The organism is Rhodovarius lipocyclicus (assembly GCF_009900765.1).
Lineage (GTDB): Bacteria > Pseudomonadota > Alphaproteobacteria > Acetobacterales > Acetobacteraceae > Rhodovarius > Rhodovarius lipocyclicus.
The window spans coordinates 1-20,332 of the sequence record NZ_JAAABL010000030.1; the positions used below are offsets into that span (position 1 = coordinate 1).

At 70.5% G+C, this 20,332-nt stretch carries 18 protein-coding genes; 12 read left to right on the forward strand and 6 right to left on the reverse strand.

Going from position 1 to position 20,332, the window contains the following annotated elements:
• Both GT007_RS16365 and GT007_RS16370 read left to right on the forward strand, forming a co-directional pair.
• Positions 1–538, forward strand: a 538-nt coding sequence (locus tag GT007_RS16365) for a flagellar hook-length control protein FliK (protein WP_201451954.1), incomplete at its 5' end; no start/stop codon positions are given.
• A gap of 27 nt (positions 539–565) precedes the next feature.
• Positions 566–1,243, forward strand: coding sequence for a flagellar hook assembly protein FlgD (locus tag GT007_RS16370; protein WP_160122728.1), 678 nt, complete (start codon positions 566–568; stop codon positions 1,241–1,243).
• 45 nt (positions 1,244–1,288) lie between these two features.
• Here GT007_RS16370 and GT007_RS16375 read toward each other — a convergent pair whose 3' ends face one another.
• From GT007_RS16375 to GT007_RS16395, 5 genes are all read right to left on the reverse strand, one after another.
• The gene (locus tag GT007_RS16375) at positions 1,289–2,752 is read right to left on the reverse strand and encodes an amidase (protein WP_236571703.1); all 1,464 of its coding nucleotides are present in this window, start codon (positions 2,750–2,752) and stop codon (positions 1,289–1,291) included.
• A gap of 75 nt (positions 2,753–2,827) precedes the next feature.
• The gene (locus GT007_RS16380; RefSeq protein WP_160122771.1) at positions 2,828–4,033 is read right to left on the reverse strand and encodes an HAD-IIIA family hydrolase; all 1,206 of its coding nucleotides are present in this window, start codon (positions 4,031–4,033) and stop codon (positions 2,828–2,830) included.
• A complete protein-coding gene (locus tag GT007_RS16385; protein WP_236571707.1) occupies positions 4,033–5,055 on the reverse strand; it encodes a GHMP family kinase ATP-binding protein in 1,023 nt (340 codons plus the stop codon). The genes GT007_RS16380 and GT007_RS16385 overlap by 1 nt, the downstream gene beginning before the upstream one ends.
• A gap of 188 nt (positions 5,056–5,243) precedes the next feature.
• The gene (locus tag GT007_RS16390) at positions 5,244–6,218 is read right to left on the reverse strand and encodes a Bug family tripartite tricarboxylate transporter substrate binding protein (RefSeq protein WP_160122732.1); all 975 of its coding nucleotides are present in this window, start codon (positions 6,216–6,218) and stop codon (positions 5,244–5,246) included.
• Positions 6,215–7,009: an enoyl-CoA hydratase gene (locus GT007_RS16395; protein WP_160122733.1), complete on the reverse strand. Its 795-nt coding sequence runs from the start codon at positions 7,007–7,009 to the stop codon at positions 6,215–6,217. Before GT007_RS16395 ends, GT007_RS16390 begins: the two co-directional genes overlap by 4 nt.
• A 307-nt stretch (positions 7,010–7,316) precedes the next feature.
• Between GT007_RS16395 and fliF the strand changes: the two genes are divergently transcribed.
• The 7 genes from fliF to GT007_RS16430 are packed head-to-tail and all read left to right on the forward strand — an operon-like array spanning position 7,317 to position 15,308.
• Complete coding sequence (gene fliF / locus GT007_RS16400) at positions 7,317–8,960, forward strand: flagellar basal-body MS-ring/collar protein FliF (RefSeq protein WP_160122735.1); 1,644 nt, start codon at positions 7,317–7,319, stop codon at positions 8,958–8,960.
• Complete coding sequence (gene fliG, locus GT007_RS16405; RefSeq protein WP_160122736.1) at positions 8,957–9,955, forward strand: flagellar motor switch protein FliG; 999 nt, start codon at positions 8,957–8,959, stop codon at positions 9,953–9,955. The genes fliF and fliG overlap by 4 nt, the downstream gene beginning before the upstream one ends.
• A gap of 41 nt (positions 9,956–9,996) precedes the next feature.
• Complete coding sequence (fliN, locus tag GT007_RS16410) at positions 9,997–10,278, forward strand: flagellar motor switch protein FliN (RefSeq protein WP_236571708.1); 282 nt, start codon at positions 9,997–9,999, stop codon at positions 10,276–10,278.
• 1 nt (position 10,279) lies between these two features.
• On the forward strand, positions 10,280–11,680 hold the full coding sequence (locus GT007_RS16415; RefSeq protein ID WP_160122738.1) for a sigma-54-dependent transcriptional regulator: 1,401 nt from the start codon (positions 10,280–10,282) through the stop codon (positions 11,678–11,680).
• Positions 11,677–13,743 carry a flagellar biosynthesis protein FlhA gene (gene flhA / locus GT007_RS16420; RefSeq protein ID WP_160122739.1) on the forward strand — a complete coding sequence of 689 codons (2,067 nt, stop codon included), beginning with the start codon at positions 11,677–11,679 and terminating at the stop codon, positions 13,741–13,743. The genes GT007_RS16415 and flhA overlap by 4 nt, the downstream gene beginning before the upstream one ends.
• Complete coding sequence (locus GT007_RS16425) at positions 13,744–14,547, forward strand: flagellar biosynthesis protein FlhF (RefSeq protein ID WP_160122740.1); 804 nt, start codon at positions 13,744–13,746, stop codon at positions 14,545–14,547.
• Complete coding sequence (locus GT007_RS16430) at positions 14,544–15,308, forward strand: nucleotide-binding protein (RefSeq protein WP_160122741.1); 765 nt, start codon at positions 14,544–14,546, stop codon at positions 15,306–15,308. The genes GT007_RS16425 and GT007_RS16430 overlap by 4 nt, the downstream gene beginning before the upstream one ends.
• A 9-nt stretch (positions 15,309–15,317) precedes the next feature.
• Here GT007_RS16430 and gnd read toward each other — a convergent pair whose 3' ends face one another.
• Complete coding sequence (gene gnd, locus GT007_RS16435; protein ID WP_328798953.1) at positions 15,318–16,457, reverse strand: phosphogluconate dehydrogenase (NAD(+)-dependent, decarboxylating); 1,140 nt, start codon at positions 16,455–16,457, stop codon at positions 15,318–15,320.
• Positions 16,458–16,518: 61 nt separating this feature from the next.
• On the opposite strand from gnd, the gene accD reads away from it, so the two are divergent.
• Genes accD through GT007_RS16450 form a run of 3 tightly spaced genes read left to right on the forward strand, consistent with a single transcriptional unit; the run spans position 16,519 to position 20,155 of the window.
• A complete protein-coding gene (gene accD, locus GT007_RS16440; RefSeq protein ID WP_160122742.1) occupies positions 16,519–17,427 on the forward strand; it encodes an acetyl-CoA carboxylase, carboxyltransferase subunit beta in 909 nt (302 codons plus the stop codon).
• Position 17,428: 1 nt separating this feature from the next.
• On the forward strand, positions 17,429–18,715 hold the full coding sequence (locus GT007_RS16445; protein WP_160122743.1) for a bifunctional folylpolyglutamate synthase/dihydrofolate synthase: 1,287 nt from the start codon (positions 17,429–17,431) through the stop codon (positions 18,713–18,715).
• 57 nt (positions 18,716–18,772) lie between these two features.
• The gene (locus GT007_RS16450; protein WP_160122744.1) at positions 18,773–20,155 is read left to right on the forward strand and encodes an aminotransferase; all 1,383 of its coding nucleotides are present in this window, start codon (positions 18,773–18,775) and stop codon (positions 20,153–20,155) included.
• The last annotated feature ends 177 nt before the right edge of the window (positions 20,156–20,332 follow it).

Below are 20,332 nucleotides of genomic sequence, written 5' to 3' on the forward strand. Positions count from 1 at the left end.
GCGCCCCGCCGCGCGCGAAGCCGTGCCGGAACCCCCCGCCAGCCCCGACCCCGGCACCGCGCAGATCACGGCCGCCCAGTCCGCCGCTGCCACCGCCGCCCTGCCCACCGCCGAGGCCCCGCGCGTGGCCCCCGCCCTCAGCCCCGCGCGGCAGCTGCTGCCGGTCGCGGTGGCGCTCAGCCAGGGCAAGGGGCGCGTGCAGGACCTGGTGATCACCCTGGACCCCGGCGAGCTGGGCCAGGTCGAGATCCGCCTCAGCCGCGACAAGGACGGCAACGCGGCGCTGCGCATCGTCTCCGAAAAGCCCGAGACCATGGCCCTGCTCAGCCGCGATCAGCGCGAATTGCAGCAGGGGCTGGCGCAGAGCGGCATCACCCTCTCCGACCAGGGCATGAGCTTCGAGATGGCGGGCGGCGACGCGCAATCCCGCCAGGACACGCGCCAGGGCGCCCAGCCCGGCTGGGGCCGCCCCGCGCGTGAGGCAGCGCCCGCGCCGCAGCAATACGCCTCACGCTCCCTGCTCGATTTCCAGGTCTGACCCACCCCCGCACGAAAGGACGCCGCGATGAGCACGATCGGCAGCACCACCAGCACCGCCTCCGGCACCACCGGCACCAGCGGTTCCACCACCGGCACGGCCAGCAGCACCGGGTTGGGCACGGATTTCAAGACCTTCCTGACCCTGCTGACCACCCAGCTGCAGAACCAGGACCCGGCCAACGCCATGGACGTGAACGAGATGACGCAGCAGCTCGTCCAGTTCTCGGGCGTGGAGCAGCAGATCCAGGCGAACCAGAACCTCTCCACCCTGATCGGCCTGCAACAGGGTTCCAGCCTGACCACCGCCTCCTCCCTGCTCGGCAGGACGGTGGAGGTGGAGAGCAGCCAGCTCTCGTTGCAGAACGGCGCGGCCACGCTGCGGCTGCCGGCGGCGGGCAGCTCCACCTCGGCGCGGGTGATCGTCACCAACTCCTCCGGCACCGTGCTGCGCGACACCACCGTGGCGCTGGGCACCGGCACCACGGATTGGGGCTGGGACGGCACCAACGCCGCCGGCCAGCGCGTGGCCGATGGCGCCTATAATTTCAGCGTGACCGGCACCGGCAGCAGCGGCACCAGCGAGAGCCTCTCGGCCAGCGTGCTGGGCACGGTGACCGGGGCGAACCGGACGACCTCCGGCGTGAACCTGACGCTGGGCGGGCTGACCGTGGGCTTCGACGCGATGCGCTCGATCAGGAACTGAGGCGGGGCGCACCCTGGCCCGGGGTGCCGCCCCCCATCGGGGCGTTCACCCCTGGGTCACATGCACGCCGGGCTTGCGGCCCAGGTTCCACTGGCCGTCCAGCGCGCGCTCGATCTGCGCCGCCAGTTGCAGCAGCAGCCCGTCATTGGCCTGCTTCGCCTGGGCCTGGATGCCCAGCGGCACGCCGCTTTCCTGCATGCCCAGCGGCAGGGAAATGCCCGGAATGCCCGCCAGATTGGCCAGCGGCGTATAGGAGAACTGGCGCCACAGATTGGCGAACCAGTCGTAAATGTCCGGGTTCTCGCTGATCGTCAGGTATTCGGTGGTGCCCAGCTTCGGCGTCGGCAGCGCGGTGATGGGGGTCAGGATGATGTCCCAATCCTCGAAGAACGCCCCGAAGGCGCGGGAGGTGGTGTTGAACACCGCCTGCATCCGCGCCCGCTCCGTGAAGCTGGTCTTCATCCCCTCCTGCCAGATGCGGATGTTGATGGGTTCCACCAGGTCGGCCGGCGGCGCGTCGAGGCCCAGCGAGGCCACAAGGTTGTTCACTGTCTGCGCGAAATTACTGATGTAGCAGGTGGTTTGCGCCGCGAAGGCCGCGCGGAAATCCACCGCCGGCAGCGCCCATTCCACGTGATGGCCCAGGCTTTCCAGGAAGCGGCCCACGCGCTCCAGCTCCGCCACGAAATGCGGCGTGGCGCGGTAGTCGCCCCATTCATGCGACAGCGCGATGCGCAGCCGCCCCGGGTCGCGCCGGATCAGCTGGGTATAGGGTTCGGCGGGCTGCCAATAGGGCATGAACTCGCCCGGGGCGCCGCCGCGGCAGGCATCCACGAAGGCCGCCGTGTCCCGCACCGTGCGGGTGTGGCAGCCCTGGATGGAGACGAGCCCCGTCAGGTCCGACGCATAGGGCGCGATGGAGAACACCCCGCGCGAGGGCTTCAGCCCGATATTGCCGGTGGCCCCCGCCGGGATGCGGATGGAACCGCCGCCATCGGTCGCGTGGGAGATCGGCAGCACCCCCGCGCCCACCATCGCCGCCGTGCCGGCGGAGGAGCCATTGGTCGTGTGCTCCAGGTTCCAGGGATTGCGGGTGACATACATGGCCGGGTTCTCGGCCGAGGAGCAGCAGCCGAATTCCGGCGTGGTGCTGCGCCCGATGATGTTCAGCCCCGCCTGGCGGATCTTGCCCGCCAGGAAGCTGTCGGCCGTGGCGCGGTTGCCCGCCATCAGCTTGGAGCCCATTTCCTGCAGCCGCCCCTTCAGGGTGGGGCCCAGGTCCTTCATCAGATAGGGCACGCCGGCAAGCACGCCGTCCGGGTTCAGCCCATCCTTCAGCGGGTCGGCGACCACATCCGCGAACAGCTCGACCACGGCGTGCAGCGTCGGGTTGGTCTTCGCGATGCCGGCGGCGGCCTGGGCGGCCAGCTCGGCGGGGGTCACCTGGCCCTTGCGCACCAGTTCGCCCAGCCCGACCGCATCCGTGGCGGTCCATTCGTCCCAACTCATCGCCAGCGTCATATCGCCTGCCCCATCGGTGAAGACCGGAGGCTAGGCCCGTTCAGGCGGGTTGGGGAGGGTAGGCTACCCCTTCAGGGCGCCTTCCAGCCGCTCCAGCAGATTGCCGTCAGGGTGCAGAACGCCGCGCACCCCGGCGGCGGCAGCGGCCTGCATGTCGGTCTGCACATCGCCGAACATCAGGCTGCGGGCCATGTCCACCGGCCAGGCGGCGGCCAGGTCCAGCAGCATGCCCGGGTTGGGCTTGCGGCAGTCGGACATGCGGGCGAATTCCGGCACCACCCCCTCGGGGTGATAGGGGCTGAGGCGGAATTCATCGATATGCGCCCCCATCGCGGCCAGGTCCTCGCTCATGCGGGCATGGAAGGCCTCGGCATCCTTGATGCCGTACAGGCCGCGCGCGATGCCGCCCTGGTTGGTCACCACGAAGGCATACCAGCCCATGCGGTTCACCTGGCGGATCGTCTCCCGCGCGCCGGGCAGCCAGACCAGGTCGTCGGGCCTGTGGGTGTAGCCTTCGTCATGGTTCAGCACGCCGTCGCGGTCGAAGAACACGGCCGGGCGGGTGCGGTGGCGGGCCAGCAGTTCGGGTGCGGCGGCGTAATCGGCGGGCACGCCGATGTCGATCAGAAAGGCGTCGCGCTCGCGGCCCTCGATCAGGCCCTCATCGGCCAGCACCGGGAAGATGTCGCCTTCCAGCGAGCACGGCTTCACCGTGATGCGGTCCAGCAGGGCGCGGCGCACCAGATAGATGCCGGCATTCATCACCCCGCCCGCGGCGGTGCCGCGCGGCAGGAAGGCGCGCACGCGCCCGTCCTCCAGCGCCACGGTGCCGAAGCGCGAGGCATCGGCCACCGGCCGCAGCGCCATGCGCAGCAGGAAGGGGGCGGTGCCGGGCTCCACCGTGGCGAATTCCCGCAGGTCCAGGTCGAACCAGGAATCCCCGTTCATCAGCAGGAATTCCTCCTCCGCGACGTCACGCAGGAAGGTGAGCGCGCCGCCGGTGCCCGCGGGCTCGGGTTCCAGGATGACGCGCACATCGATCTCGCGGCCCGCGATGCGGCGATGGCCCGCGCAATGTTCCACCACCTGCCCGCCCAGATAGCCGGCCAGCAGCACGATGCGGTCGAAACCGAAACGCGCCGCTTCCTCGATCAGGATCTCGACGAAGGGGCGGCCGTTGACCGGCAGCATGGGCTTGGGGACGGATTTCGTCAGCTCACCCAGCCGGGTGCCGAGGCCGCCGACCAGAATGACGCATTGCCGGACCATCACGCCTGCACCGTCCAGGATTCAGCGCCGCGCAGCGTGAACTGGAAGGGCAGCACCCGCAGATCCGCGGCGCACAGCTGCCTCGCCAGGGCCGGTTTGCGCTCCGGCGGCACCATCAGCATCATGAAGCCGCCGCCGCCCGCGCCGGAGATCTTGCCCGCCCAGGCCCCATGATCGATCGCCATCTGGTAGATCCCATCAATCCGGTCGTTGGAGACGCTGCGCGCCGTGCGCTTCTTCGCATCCCAGGAGCGCCCGAGCACATCCGCCACCCCGCGCACATCGCCACGCAGCAGCTTCAGCTTCATCTCGATGGCGTCGCTCTTGATCTGCTCCATGGCCGTGACGGAGCTGCCGTCGTTGCGCCGCATCGCCGAGGTCTGGTTCTCGATGATTTCGGAGGACACGCGCGATCGGCCGGTGTGGCAGACCAGCAGCGAGGCCTCCATCTCCAGCCAATGGGCCTCATGCACGCGCAGGGGGTTCACGATCACCCGGTCGCCGGGCAGGAACTCGATGAAATTGCAGCCGCCGAAGGCCGCCGCGTACTGGTCCTGCCGGCCGCCGGCCATGGCCAGGTCCACGCGCTCGATCTCGAAGGCCAGCCGCGCCACGTCATAGTCGCCTAGCGGCAGGGAAAGGTATTCAGCATAGGCCTTCACCATCGCCACCACCAGCGCGGAGGATGAGCCGAGGCCCGAGCCGGGCGGGGCCTCGACCGAGGTGAAGACGTTGATCGGCAGGGGCTGGTCGCCGTTGAACTGCCGCACGATGCGGTTGTACACGCCCCGGTGCAGCACCAGCCCGTTGAGCGGATAGCCCGCATCCACCGGCAGTTCCTCGGCTTCCTCGATGTCCAGCGCGTGAAAGCCCACCAGCCCGTCCGTCCGCTCCTCGATGGAACAATGGGCGAAGACGCTGATGGTGACGTTCAGCACATTGCCGCCGAATTCATCACAGAAGGGTGAGAGGTCGGTTCCGCCTCCGGCCAGGCCCAGGCGCAATGGCGCCTTGGCGCGCACCTTACGCAATGCCGGAGCCACACTCATTGCGCACGGCCCTGCTTCTGGGTGCCGAGCGAAGCGGCCGGATCGTACGAAAACAACATGATGGGCAGGCGGCTCCGGTCATCACTGGAATCGGGGCGCGGACGCCCCGGTTGCGCTGCGGCGTTCATCGCACAATCCGCCCGGATGGGCCAGCCAGCAGCCTATTCGGCCCGGATGCCGGCCACCCGCACCACCTCCCGCCAGCGCTCCAGCTCCGCGCGCTGGAAGGCCGCGTAGTCCTCGGCGCTGGTCGCCGCCACGTCCAGCCCGATGGCGCCGAGCCGCTGGCGGGTATCGGCGGCATCCAGGCTGGCGCGCACTTCCTCCGACACCTTGTCCCGCAGGGAAGCGGGCATGTTCCCCGGCGCCATGACCGCCTGCCAGGAGGTGACGACGAAATCGCTCAGCCCCGCCTCGATGGCGGTCGGCACGTCGGGCAGCACGCGGTGGCGCTCGCGCCCCGTCACGGCCAGCGCCTTCAGCCGCCCGCCCTGGATATGCGCGGCCACCGTGCCGAGATTCTGGAAGGACAGCTGCACATCCCCCGCCAGCAGCGCCGTCGCCGCCGCCGCCCCGCCCTGATAGGGGATGTGCGTGGCCTCCGTGCCCGTGCGCTGCTTGAACAGCTCCGTCGTCAGCTGGTCCGAACTGCCGACGCCGGAGGTGGAGTAGCTGGCCGTGCCGCCGTTGCGCTTCAGCCATTCGGTGAATTCGCCCAGCGTGTTCGCGGCCACGCGCTGCGGGTTCACCACCAGCACGTTGGGGGTGGTGACCGCCAGGGTGATCGGCGTCAGGTCCCGCACGGGGTCGTAGCCGAGGCCGGTGGGCCGGATGGCGGCGTTGATGGCATAGGTGCCGATGCTGCCCACCATCAGCGTGTGGCCATCGGGCGCCTGGCGGGCCAGGAACTGCGCGGCCACCGCGCCGTTGGCGCCGGGGCGGTTCTCGGCCACCACCGGCTGGCCGATGCGCTCGGTCAGCTTGATGGTGATGGCGCGCGCCACCAGGTCCGACGGGCCGCCGGCCACGAAGGGCACCAGCATGGTCACGGGCCGCGAGGGCCAGGATTGCGCCAGGGCGGGTGCGGCCAGCAGGGCCGGCGCGGCGAACAGGGCGCGGCGTTTCAGCATGCTCATTCCCCCCGGAATTCCGGCTTGCGCTTGGCCATGAAGGCCTTGCGGCCCTCGGCGTAGTCCTGGCTGTCGAAACAGGCGCTCATCGCCGCCTCGATCGCGGCCATGTCGCGCCCGGCCGGGTCGGCCAGCACGGCGCGCACCGTGCGCTTGTTGGCCACCAGTGAGAGCGGGGCGTTTTCCGTCAGCTGTGCGGTGATGCGGCCGACCTCGGCCTCCAGGCCCTCGGCCGGGACCAGCCGGTTGATCAGGCCCATGCGCTGGGCTTCCTCGGCGCCGAAGCGCCCGCCCGTCATCAGGATCATATGGGCATGGGCGGGCCCCACCAGGCTGACCAGGTTCCGCACCATGTCGAAGCCATAGGCGATGCCCAGCCGCGCGGCGGGGATGCCGAACTCGCTCCCCGTGCCCGCGATGCGGATGTCGCAGCTCATGGCGATGCCGAGGCCGCCGCCCATGCAGAAGCCCTGGATCGACGCGATCACGGGTTTGGGGAATTCCGCCAGCCGGGTGCGGCCATGCAGGGTGCGCCGGCCGTATTCCTTCTGGGCGTCGGCGTCCGAGCGGTTCTTCTCGAATTGCGAGATGTCGGCGCCCGAGACGAAGGCCTTGCCGCCCGCGCCCTTCAGCACCACGCAGCGCACGGAGCGATCGGCCTCGAAGGCATCGAGCGCCGCCGCCATGCCATCCCACATGGCGATGGACATGGCGTTGCGCTTTTCGGGCTGGTTGAAGGTGATGGTGCCCACCCCGGCCTCGATGGAGGCCAGGATCTTGCCGTCGGCGAATTCCATGCTCAGCCCCCCTGTCCGAGGGCCGGCGGGAATGGGCGCGCGGCCCCCTTCAGGGGGTCCGCCTGTGTTTTGAACGTTTCCATGGCGGCAGCGTAGAGCACCCGCGCGCGCAGTTGAACCGCGATGTTCATGGTGGAAAATTCTGGGCGGAAAATTTTGCCGCCCTGCCGGCCGGCTTAACGGGCGGGAAACCGGACCCGGCACATTCTGCCGCCATGGCGTTCCCCCGCGAGAGACAAGCCCAATATGGGCAGCCCCGATACGGGCACCGTGTCCCCGCCCCCGTTTCCGGGGCCGGGATTCCCGCATGAAGCAGATCCTGGACAATCTGCTGGCGCTCGGCCGGTTGCGGCTGGCGGCCATCGCCGGTGTGGCGGTGGTGCTGCTGGCGGGCATCGGCTTCCTGACCATGCGCGCCTCCACCCCGCCCATGGGCCTGCTTTACGCGGAGCTGGACGCGCGGGACGGCGGGGCCGTGATCGCCGCGCTGGACCGCCAGCGCGTGCCCTATCAGGTGCTGAACGGCGGCAGCCAGATCATGGTGCCGGCCGCCGATGTGGCCCGCCTGCGCCTGACGCTGGCGCGCGACGGCCTGCCCGCCGGGGGCTCCGTCGGCTATGAGCTGTTCGACCGCTCCGAGAGCCTGACCACCACCCCCTTCCAGCAGGACATGAACCGCGTCCGCGCGCTGGAGGGCGAGCTGTCGCGCACCATCCGCAACCTGGCGGGGGTGCGGGGCGCGCGGGTGCACCTGGTGCTGCCGCGCCGCGAGGCGTTCTCCCGCGAGCGGGGGGAGGCCCAGGCCTCCGTCGTGCTGACCATGCAGGGCAGCCAGCGGCTGGACCGCGAGGGAGTGCAGGCCGTGCTGCACCTGGTGGCGATGGCGGTGCCGGGGCTCGCGCCGCGGAATGTCTCCATCATCGACAGCCGGGGCGAATTGCTGGCGCGCGGCGGCCAGACGGTGGGCTCGGGCGCCGCCTCACAGGAGGATATGCGCCGCGCGCAGGAACTGCGCCTGTCCCGCTCCATCGAGGAAATGCTGGAACGCACGCTGGGCCCGGGCCGGGTGCGCGCCGAGGCCAGCATCGACATGGATTTCGACCGCATCGAGACGCGGGAGGAACGCTTCGACCCCGAGAATTCGGTGCCCCGCTCCACCCAATCCGTGCAGGAGAGCAACCGCAGCAGCGAGCCCAGCAACGTCTCGGTGCAGAACAACCTGCCGGGCGGGGACAGCGGCGGCGGTGCCGGCACCCAGGAATCCCGGCAGGAGGAAACCACCAATTTCGAGATCGGCCGCACCACCCGCAACACCCTGCGCGAGCACCCCAATGTGCGCCGCATCTCGGTCGCGGTGCTGGTGGACGGCGTGCCGGAGGTGGTGGACGGCGCGACCCGGATGCGGGAGCGCACGGCCGAGGAATTGCAGCGCCTGACCGCGCTGGTGCGCAGCGCCGTGGGCTTCAACGAGCAGCGCGGCGACCGGGTGGAGGTCGTCTCCATGCCCTTCGCCGAGCTGGCGCCGCTGGAGGCCCCGCGCGGGCCGCTGGGCCTCGACCTGCCGCAGGCCACCATCGCGCGGCTGATCGAGACAGCGGTGCTGGCCGTGGTGGGGCTGCTGGCCATCCTGCTGATCGGCCGGCCGGTGGCCCGGCGCCTGGCCATTTCCCTGGCGCCGGCGGCGGCGCTGGCGGGCGCCGCGGGCGCGGCGCTGGCCGCCGATGGCAGCCCCGCCGCGATCGGCCCCGACGGCAAGCCCATGCCTGCCCTGCCGGGCGCCACCCACCCCGACGGCACGCCGATGGGAGAGGACGAGATGGTCAGTGTCGCCAATATCGAGGGGCGCATGCGCGCCTCCTCCATGAACCGCCTGAGCGAGTTGGTGCGCCAGCAGCCCGATGAAGCCCTGGCCGTGCTGCGCCGCTGGCTGACCCCTGGAGACGACGCATGACCCGCACCCTGACCAGCCAGCAGAAAGCCGCCGCCCTGATGCTGGCCCTGGGCGAGGAGGACGCGGCGGTGCTGATCGGCCGCATGCATGAGGATGAGGTGCGCGACCTGTCGGTGGCCATGTCCAACCTCGGCACCCTGTCGGCCGACATGGTGGAGACGCTGCTGGAGGAATTCGCGGGCGCGCTGGGTTCCACCGGCCACCTCATCGGCTCCTTCGAGACGACGGAGCGCATGCTGCTGAAGACCCTGCCGCGCGACCGCGTGCAGCAGATCATGGAGGAGATCCGCGGCCCCGCCGGCCGCACCATGTGGGACAAGCTGGGCAACGTGAACGAGGCGGTGCTGGCGAACTACCTGAAGAACGAATACCCGCAGACCGTCGCCGTCGTGATGTCCAAGATCCGGCCCGAGCACGCCGCGCGCGTCATCTCCCTGCTGCCCGAGGGCTTCGCCATGGAGGTGGTGATGCGCATGCTGCGGATGGAGAACGTGCAGAAGGATGCGCTGGAGGGCGTGGAGCGCACGCTGAAGGCCGAGTTCATGTCCAACCTGGCCCGCAGCAGCCGCCGCGACAGCCATGAGGTCATGGCCGAGATCTTCAACAACCTCGACCGCACCTCCGAAAGCCGGATCATGTCCGCGCTGGAGGAACGCAACCGCGAGAGCGCGGAACGCATCCGCGGCCTGATGTTCACCTTCGACGATCTGAAGCGGCTGGATTCCGCCAGCCTGCAGACCCTGCTGCGCGGGGTGGAGAAGGATCGCCTGGCCCTCGCGCTCAAGGGCGCGAGCGAGGAGCTGCGCAACCTGTTCCTGGGCAACATGACCGAACGCGCCGCCAAGCTGCTGCGCGACGATATCGCGGGCATGGGCCCCGTGCGGCTGAAGGAGGTGGACGAAGCCCAGGTGGGCATCGTGACCACCGCCAAGGAACTGGCGGCCCAGGGCCAGATCAACATGGCCAATGGCCCCGATGAGGAGATGGTGGGTTGAGCGACACACCGAAGGAATTCCAGCCCGCCCCCGTCACCGAGATCGCGCAGCCGCGCGCGGCCACGGCCCCGCGCGACCTGGAGGCGGTCTACGACATCCCCGTCCAGGTCAGCGCCGTGCTGGGGCGCGCCACCATGCAGGTGTCGCAGCTGCTGAAGCTGGGGCGCGGCGCGGTGGTCGAGTTGGACCGCAAATTGGGTGAGGCGGTGGACATCTACGTCAACAACCGCCTGGTCGCGCGCGGCGAGGTGGTGATGGTCGAGGACAACCGGCTGGGCGTGACCATGACGGAAATCATCAAGTCCGACCGGGCGGGCAGCTGAGATGGCGCGCCTGCTGATCATCGGGGGGCTGGGCGGCGAGCTCGGCCAGGCGGCCAAGCTGGCCCAGGCGCGCGGCGCCAAGCTGCTGGTGGCGGAGGGGGCGACGCGCGGCCTCGATATCCTGCGCGGCCAGGGGGCGGACCTCGTTTTCTGCGACATCACCTATGACGTCGCCTGGCTGGTGCAGACCATGGCGGAGGAGCGCATCGCCACCCCCGTCATCGCCTGCGGCCGCACGCGCGATGCCGATGCCGCGCTGCGCGCCATCCGCGCCGGCGCCAAGGATTTCCTGCCCCTGCCGCCCGATGCGGAACTGATCGCCGCCATGCTGGCCGCCGTGACCGGCGAGGCCGAGGCGCCGGTGGTGCAGGACCCGGCCATGCTGGCCCTGCTGGACCGTGCGACCCAGGTGGCGCGGGCCGAGGCCTCCGTGCTCATCACCGGCGAGAGCGGCACCGGCAAGGAGGTGATGGCGCGGCATATCCACGCGGCCTCGCGCCGCGCCCATGGCGCCTTCGTGGCGCTGAACGTCGCGGCCCTGCCGGAATCCCTGCTGGAAAGCGAGCTGTTCGGCCATGAGAAGGGTGCCTTCAGCGGGGCGGTCGCCAGCCGCAAGGGCAAGTTCGAGCAGGCGGACGGTGGAACCCTTCTTCTGGACGAGATCGGGGAGATGCAGCCCCACCTGCAGGCCAAGCTGCTGCGCGCGCTTCAGGAGCGCGAGATCGACCGCCTCGGCGGTTCCGCCCCGGTGAAGGTGGATGTGCGCATCCTGGCCGCCACCCACCGCGACCTGGCCGCCGAGGTGCGCGCCGGCCGCTTCCGGGAGGATCTGTATTTCCGCCTGAACGTGGTGAATTTGCGCATCCCGCCGCTGCGGGAACGCCTGGCCGATATCCTGCCCTTGGCGGACCATTTCGCCCGCCGCTATGCCCAGGTGAACGGGCTGCCGGTGCGCGCCCTGTCGCCCGCCGCGCGGTCGCTGCTGCTGGCCCATGCCTGGCCGGGCAATGTGCGGGAACTGGAAAACACCATCCACCGCGCCGTGCTGCTGGCCGAGGGGCATGAGCTGGGTGCCGAGGCCATCGAGATCACCGCCATGGCGGCGGCGGCCGCGCCGCTGGCCATCCCCACCCCGGTGCTGCTGCCGGCCAGCGCGGCGCCCGTGGTCGCGCCCAAGGGCAACCCCATCTCCGCCCTGGTGGGCAAGCGGATGAACGAGGTGGAGCGCGACCTGATCCTGGAGACGCTCTCGCGGTGCCTGGGCAACCGCACCCGCGCGGCGGAGATCCTGGGCATCTCCATCCGCACCCTGCGCAACAAGCTGCATGAGTATCGCGGCCAGGGCGTGCCGGTGCCCCCGGCCCCCAGCCAGCTGGCCCCCGGTGAAATGCTGCCAGGATGAAGGCCCTCGCCCTGCCGCCCTGGCTCGCCAATATCCGCATCGGGTCGGATGCCGCGCTGATCGCGGGCGTCATACTGGTGCTTGGCATCCTGGTGGTGCCGCTGCCCTCCGCGCTGCTGGATGCGGCGCAGGCGCTGAACACCACCATCTCCGTGCTGGTGCTGATGGTGGCGCTGCTGCTGATCAAGCCGCTGGAATTCGCCTCCTTCCCGCAGATATTGCTGATCACCACCCTGTTCCGGCTGGGCCTGAACGTGGCCACCACCCGCGCCATCCTGGCCGACGGGCAGCAGGGCGTGGATGCGGCGGGCGCCATCATCGCCACCTTCGGCCGCTATCTGATGGGCGGCGACATCGTGGTGGGCATGATCGTCTTCGCCATCCTGCTGATGGTGAACCATGTCGTCGTCTCCAAGGGTGCCGGCCGCGTGGCCGAGGTGGCGGCGCGCTTCCACCTGGACGGGTTGCCCGGCAAGCAGATGGCGATCGACGCCGACCTGAACGCCGGCAACATCGACGAGAAACAAGCCCGCCAGCGCCGCAAGGAGCTGGAGGAGGAAAGCGCCTTCCATGGCGCGATGGATGGTGCCTCCAAATTCGTGAAGGGCGATGCGACGGCGGGCCTGGTCTCCACCTTCATCAACCTGCTGGGCGGCTTCGCCATCGGCACGCTGCGCCATGGCATGTCGGCGGGCGACGCCGTCATGACCTATTCCATCCTGACCGTGGGCGACGGGCTGGTGGGGCAGATCCCGGCGCTGCTGGTCTCGGTGGCGGCGGCCATCGTCGTCACCAAGGCAGGCGGCGAGGAACGCGCCGACGTGCAGATGGCCCAGCAGCTCTCGGGCTGGAAGCCGCTGGCGGTGGCCTCCGGCGCCTCGGCGCTGATGGGCGTGCTGCCGGGCATGCCCATCCTGCCCTTCATGGTGCTGGCGGGCGGCACGGGGGCGGCGGCCTGGTACAAGCGCAAGGAACAGACCGCGCCGAAGGAGGACACGGTGGCCCACGCGGCCCCGGCGGCGGATGCCGAACAGCCCATCGGCCAGGTGCTGCGGATGGACTTGCTGCGGCTCGAACTCGGCTATGGCCTGCTGTCATTGGCCGCTGGCGACGCGCCGCGCCTGACCGAGCAGATCCGCGGCCTGCGCCGCTCCATCGCGCAGGAGATGGGCTTCGTCCTGCCCTCCATCCGCATCCAGGACAATCTGGAGCTGCCGCCCGACACCTACATCCTGCGCGTGAAGGAGATCGAGGCCGGGCGCGGCCAGCTGCGCCCGCCGCTGCTGCTGGCGATCGACCCCAATGGCGGCGTGCCGGACCTGGCGGGCGACCGCACCAGCGAACCCACCTTTGGCCTGCCCGCCCTCTGGATCGAGGAGAAGCAGCGCGAGGAGGCGCTGGCGCGCGGAGTCACGGTGGTGGACTGCCCGGGCGTGCTCGCCACCCATCTGACCGAGATCGTGCGCGAGAACATGCCCGAGCTGCTCTCCTTCAGCGAAACCCAGAAGCTGCTGGATGAGCTGCCGAAGGAGCAGCAGAAGCTGGTCTCGGACCTCATTCCCGCGCAGCTCAGCGTCTCCACCGTGCAGCGGGTGCTGCAATCCCTGCTGGCGGAGCGTGTCTCCGTGCGCGACCTGCCCACCATCCTGGAGGGCATGCAGGAGGCGCTGGCGGCCAATATGCGCAGCCTGCACGGCATGGTGGCCGTGGTGCGCGCCAAGCTGGCGCGCCAGATCAGCGAGGCCGCGCGCGGGCCCATGGGCCATGTGCCCATCGTCACCCTCTCGCCCGACTGGGAGGTGGCCTTCACCGAGGCCCTGGTCGGCCCGCCGGAGGACCGGCAGCTGGCCATGGAACCCGCGAAGCTGTCCGAATTCCTGGCCCGCCTGCGGGAGAGCCTGGACAATGCCGAGGCGCAGGGGGAGACGGTGGCGATCGTCACCTCCGCCGCGCTGCGCCCGCATATCCGGGCCATCGTCGAACGCTTCCGTCCCGCAACCGCGGTGCTCTCGCAGGCGGAGATCCATCCGCGCGTGCGCATCCGTGCCCTGGGGAGCATCTGAGTGCGGCTTTCGGTTTTTCGCGCGCCGACCATGGCGCTGGCGCTGGCGGAATTGCGCCGTGAACTGGGCGAGGACGCGGTGCTGCTGGACACGCGCAGCAGCCGCCAGGGGGTGGAGATCACCGCCGCCATCCCGCCCGCCGAGGAGGAGGACGAGCCCTGGCTGCTGGAGCCGGAAGCGGAGGCTGAACCGCCCGCGCCCGACATCCTGCTGGGCCCCTTGCCGGAAGATGCGGCGCTGATCCTGGTCGGCACCCCCGGCGCGGGCAAGACATTGACCTGCGTGAAGCTGGCGACGCGCCATGTGCTGGCCGGGCGCCAGCCGCTGGTGATCACGACCGATGGCGAACGCGCGGGGGCCGTGGAGCAGCTGGGCGCCTGCATGCGGGCGCTGGGGCTGGGCCTGGCCGTGGCCGGCAGCCGGGCCGCGCTGGCCAAGGCGCTGGCCAAGGCCACCCCCGGCCAGCCGGTGCTGGTGGATACCGCCGGCTGCAACCCCTTCGACGATGCCCGGGCGCGGGCCCTGCTGGGGCTGGTGCATGGGCTGGGCCACGCGGTGCTGGTGCAGCCCGGCGGGCTGTGCCCCGAGGAAGCGGGCGAGGAGGCCCGCGCCTTCGCCGCCATGGGGGTGCGGCACCTGCTGCCCACCCGCATGGATGTGGCGCGGCGCGGCGGCAGCGTGCTGGCCGCCGCCCGCGCCGGACTGACATTGACCGAGGCGGGCATCGGCCCCGACCCGGCGAGCGATCTGGTGCGCGTCACCCCAGAATGGGTGGCCGCGCGCCTGCAAGGGAGAATGGCATGAACGTGCAGGGGAACGGCGGCGGGCGGATCATCGCCGTGGCGTCCGGCAAGGGCGGCGTCGGCAAGACGGCGCTGGCGATCGGGCTGTCCCAGGCGCTGGCCGAACAGGGCCATGGGGTGCTGCTGGTGGATGCCGATTTCGGCCTGGCCAATGTGGATGTGCAGCTGGGCCTGCCGCCCGGCCCCGATCTGGGCCAGGTGCTGGCGGGCCGGGTGCCGCTGGACCAGGCCGTGCACCGCCATCCGGCCGGGTTTTCGGTGCTGCCCGGCCGTTCCGGCAGCGGCACGCTGGCCGGCCTGCATGAGGGCGCGGTGGAGGCCCTGCTGCGTGAGGCGGCCCGGCACCATTCCCATGTGCTGCTGGACCTGGGCGCCGGGGTGCAGCGCGCCCAGCGCCGCCTGGTGGCGATGGCCGACACCACCCTGCTGATCGCCACCGAGGAACCCACCAGCCTGACCGACGCCTATGCCGTGCTGAAGCTGCTGTGGCGCGACGCCCCGGGCGCCGATGCCCGGGTGGTGGCGAACATGGCCCAGGGTGCGGCCGCGCTGCGCGTGTGGCAGGTGCTGGACGGCGCCGCGCGGAACTTCCTGGGCCGGGGCGTGGAGCAGGCCGGGCATGTGCGCCGGGATGCGAAGATGCCCGACGCGATCCGGCACCAGCAGCCGCTGCTGTCCCGCCACCCCGGCTGCGGGGCGGCGGAGGATATCCGCAAGGTGGCGGCGGGGCTCGCGGTCAGGGAAGTGTCGGGGGTGGCCTGAGGGGCCGCGCTACTTCGGTTCCAGATGCCCCCCGAAGCCCTTGCGCATCGCGCTCAGCGCCTTGTCGGCGAAGCTCGCCTCCCGCCGGCTGCGGAAGCGGGCGAACAGGGCGGCGGCCAGCACTGGCGTGGGCACCGCGTTCTCCACCGCCGTGTCCACGGTCCAGCGGCCTTCGCCGCTGTCGGCCACATGGCCGGAATAGCCATCCAGCGCCGGGTCCGCCGCCAGGGCCTGCGCCGTCAGGTCCAGCAGCCAGGAGGCGACGACGCTGCCGCGCCGCCAGACCTCCGTCACCTCCGCCACTGGGATGGGCAGGGGGCCTTCGTGCAGCAGGTCCAGCCCCTCGGCCATGGCCTGCATCATCCCGTACTCGATGCCGTTATGGACCATCTTGGTGAAATGCCCGGCGCCGGAGGGGCCGCAATGCAGCCAGCCGCGCTGGGCCGTGCCGCCCGGGGCGCGGCCAGGGGTGGGGGCGGCGGCGGCCTCGCCGGGGGCCAGGGCCTCGAAGATGGGGGTCAGGCGTTCCACCGCCCGGGCCTCGCCGCCGATCATCAGGCAATAGCCGCGCGTCAGCCCCCACACCCCGCCTGAGGTGCCGACATCCAGGTAGTCCACACCGCGCGCGGCGCAGGCGGCGGCGCGGCGGGCGCTGTCCTTCCAGAAGGAATTGCCGCCCTCGACCACCGTATCCCCGGCCGAGAGAGTGGGCAGCAGGATCTTCAGCGTGGTTTCCGTCACCTCGCCCGCCGGCAGCATCAGCCACAGGGCGCGGGGCCAGGGCAGGGCGGCCAGCAGGGCGGCGAGGCTTTCGGCCACTTCCACCCCCTCGGCCGCCAGCGCCGCGCGGGCCTCGGCCGCCTGGTCGAAGGCGACGGGGTGGTGGCCGGCCTGCCGCAGGCGGCGGGCGATGTTGCCCCCCATGCGGCCCAACCCGATGATGCCGATGCGCATGTGGGTTCTCCCTGTTTTGCCCCAGTATGCGCGGCCGCATTCCGCCGTCCATGCCCTTGTGCCAACCGGCTTTGTTGCGCGCCGAAGCCTAAAGTGATGGGGCCGGAAAACTGATGGTTTCCAATGGTCTTTCGGCCTTTGGCGGGGTGCGGGGGCGGCGCCCATGGCGGGGGTGCGGGGGCGGCGGCGCCGCATCGTTTCCCCTCCGCGCCCAACCGGCGTATAGGAAGCGCCGGTTAGAGTACGGATCAGGTGTATGAACTGGATCAGCGAGTGGGCGCTGCCCAAGATCAAGACGTTGTTCGGCGCCACGCGCGAGGTGCCGGAGAATCTGTGGCACAAATGCTCCAACTGCGAGCAGATGGTGTTCCACCGCGATCTGGAGCGGAACCTGCGGGTGTGCCCGCATTGCGGCCATCATGAGCGCATGGGCGCCCGCCAGCGGCTGGAATGCACGCTGGATGAGGGCTGGCAGAAGATCGAGCTGCCCAAGGTCCCGGCCGACCCGCTGAAGTTCCGCGACCAGCGCCGCTATTCCGACCGCCTGCGCGATGCCCAGTCCAAATCCGGCCTGGATGACGCGGTGGTGGTGGGCCATGGCACGATCGACGGCCAGCCGGCCGTGGTCGCGGCCTTCGAGTTCTTCTTCCTCGGCGGCTCCATGGGGGCCGGCGTGGGTGAGGCGCTGGTCGCCGCCGCCCGCCTGGCGGTGCTGCAGGACGCGCCCCTGATCGTCTTCACCGCCTCGGGCGGCGCGCGCATGCAGGAAGGCGCCGTCAGCCTGATGCAGATGCCGCGCACGGTCATCGCCACCCAGATGGTGAAGGAAGCCGGGCTGCCCTTCATCGTGGTGATGTGCGACCCGACCACCGGGGGTGTCACCGCCAGCTTCGCCATGCTGGGCGACATTCATATCGCCGAACCGGGCGCCATGATCGGCTTTGCCGGCGCGCGCGTGATCGAGCAGACGGTGCGCGAGAAGCTGCCCGAAGGCTTCCAGCGCGCCGAATACCTGCTGGCGCACGGCATCCTGGACATGGTGGTGAAGCGCGGCGACATGAAGGCCACGCTGGCGCAGGTGATTTCCCTGCTGCGGGTGCCGGAAGTGCCGGTCTTCCCCGCCTTGGCCGCGCCTTCGGCCGCTTCGGAATCCAGCGCCGCCTGACATGAACGAAGCGAAGGGGCTGGGCGGCCGTTCCGCCCCAGTCATCGAGCGGCTGCACCGGCTGCATCCGAAGCTGATCGACCTCAGCCTCGGCCGGCTGGAGGCGCTGCTGGAGCGCATGGGCCACCCGGAGCGGCGCATGCCGCCCGTGATCCATGTGGCCGGCACGAACGGGAAGGGCAGCACCTGCGCCTTCCTGCGCGCGATCACGGAGGCCGCGGGCCGCCGCGCCCATGTCTTCACCAGCCCGCATCTGGTGCGCTTCCATGAGCGCCTGCGCCTGGGCGGCGAGCTGGTCAGCGAGGACGCGCTGGCCGATGCGCTGGAGGAGGTGGAGCGGGTGAATGCCGGCGCGCCGATCTCCGTCTTCGAGGTGATCGCGGCCACCGGCTTCTTGCTGTTCTCCCGCAACCCGGCCGATGTGGTGGTGCTGGAGGTGGGGCTGGGCGGCCGCTTCGACGCGACCAATGTGATCGAGCGCCCGGCGGCCTGCGCCATCGCCTCCATCTCCATGGACCACATGGATTTCCTGGGGGACACGCTGGGGGCCATCGCCTTCGAGAAGGCGGGCATCATCAAGCCGGGCGTGCCCTGCGCGACCGGCGAGCAGAAGCCCGAGGCCCTGGCGGTGCTGCGCCAGGTGGCCGCCGAGCGCGGCGCCCCCCTGCTGGCCCGGCATGAGGCGTGGGAGATGGACGCGCGCGGCTTCACCCCCGCGGGCGGGGCCAGCATTCCCCTGCCGCCGCTCGGCCTGCCGGGCGTGCACCAGTTCGACAATGCGGGCATCGCCATCGCCGCCCTGCGCGCCTGGGGGCCGGATTGGCTGACCGATGCCGCGATCCAGTCCGGCGTGGCCGCCGCCCGCTGGCCCGCGCGGCTGCAGCGATTGCACGGCGCGCTGGCCGCCGATGCGGCGCCCCATGCGCTGTGGCTGGATGGCGGCCACAACGCCGGCGCCGGAGAGGCGCTGGCGCAGTTCCTGCCCGCCTGGGCGGACCAGCCGTTGCACATCCTGGTGGGCATGAAGCAGGGCAAGGGCGCCGCCGATTTCCTGCGCCCGCTGCTGCCCTTCGCCACCAGCCTGCTGGCGGTGCGTGAGCCCGGCCAGCACCTGGCGATGGATATCGCTGAGATCGTCGCCGCCAGCCAGGGCCAGGCCCGGCCGGGCGGCACGGTGGCTGAGGCCCTGGCCCTGGTGCCGCGCGACGTGCCGGGCCGGGTGCTGATCTGCGGCAGCCTGTATCTGGCCGGGGAAGTGCTGAAGGCGGATGGCACCGCCTTAACCTGACTTGCGCGCGCGGCCCCGCCGGGTTCACCCTGCCGCAGCCGAGACAGGAGACCGCGCATGACCGCCAACCATCTGCATGAAGCCGACCAGCATCTGATCCACCAGCAGGCCGACATCGTGGGCCATGCCGCGAAGGGCGGCATGCTGATCGCGCGCGGCGATGGCGTGCGCGTGTGGGACACCGAGGGCCGTGACTATATTGAGGCCATGGCCGGGCTGTGGTGCGCCTCGCTCGGTTTCTCCGAGAAGCGCCTGGCCGAGGCCGCCTACAAGCAGATGCTCGAGCTGCCCTATTACCACACCTTCTTCGGCAAGGCGCATGGCCCGGCGGCCCTGCTGGCCGAGAAGCTGACGGCGCTGGCGCCCGAGGGGCTGAACCACGCGCTGTTCCAGTGCTCGGGCTCCGAGGCGAATGACGCGGCGATCAAGCTGATCTGGTACCACAACAACATGCGCGGCAAGCCCGCCAAGAAGAAGCTGATCGGCCGTATCCGCGGCTATCACGGCAACACCGTCGCCACCGCCTCGCTGTCCGGCCAGCCGCATATGCAGGCGGATTTCGACCTGCCCTATGGCGACCGCTTCCTGCATGTCTCCAACCCCAACTACTACCGCTTCAGCAACCCCGGTGAGAGCGAGCGCGCATTCTCCGCCCGCATGGCGGCCGAGCTGGAAGCCCTGATCGAGAAGGAAGGGGCCGACACCATCGCCGCCTTCTTCGCCGAGCCCGTGCAGGGGGGCGGTGGCGCCATCACCCCGCCCGAGGGCTATTTCGAGCTGATCCAGCCCATCCTGAAGCAGCACGACATCCTGTTCGTGACGGATGAGGTGATCTGCGGCTTCGGCCGCACCGGCAACATGTGGGGCTGCGACACCTATGGCCTGAAGCCCGATATCCTGACCTGCGCCAAGCAGCTTTCGGCCAGCTACCAGCCGATCTCGGCCACCCTCATCTCCGACGCGCTGTACGAAAGCCTGCTGGAAGGCAGCCGCCGCCATGGCAGCTTCGGCCACGGCTTCACCTATGGCGCGCACCCGGTGGCCTGCGCCGTGGCGCTGGAAACCCTGGCGATCTACGAGGAACGCGACATCCTTTCCCATGTGCGGGAGGTCTCGCCCCTGTTCCTCTCGGGCCTCGAAGCCCTGAAATCCCACCCGCTGGTGGGCGACGCACGCGGCGTGGGGCTGATCGCCGGCGTGGAGCTGGTGGCCGACAAGGCGACCCGCGAACCCTTCCCGGCCTCCGCTAAGGCTGGCATCGCGGTGCAGAACGCCTGCGAGAAGAACGGGCTGATCGTGCGCGCCATCGGCGACCGCATCGCCTTCACCCCGCCGCTGATCATCTCGGCCGTTGAGATCGCCGATATGCTGGCCCGGTTCCAACGCTCGCTGGACCAGGCGGCGGAAACGCTGATCCCGAGCCGCGCGGCGGCGGAGTAGGGGCGGCCTTGAGGGGGGCGCCGCCCCCCTCAAACTCCCCCCGCCAAAGGCCGAAAGGCCCTTGGAACCCAATTTATTGGAAGTTTGCTGAGGTGGCACGGAGCTCCCTTCGGGCCAAACGACCTGTCGGTGCCCCCTCAGCAAACTTCCAACCTAAACTGATGGGGTCCAGGGGCC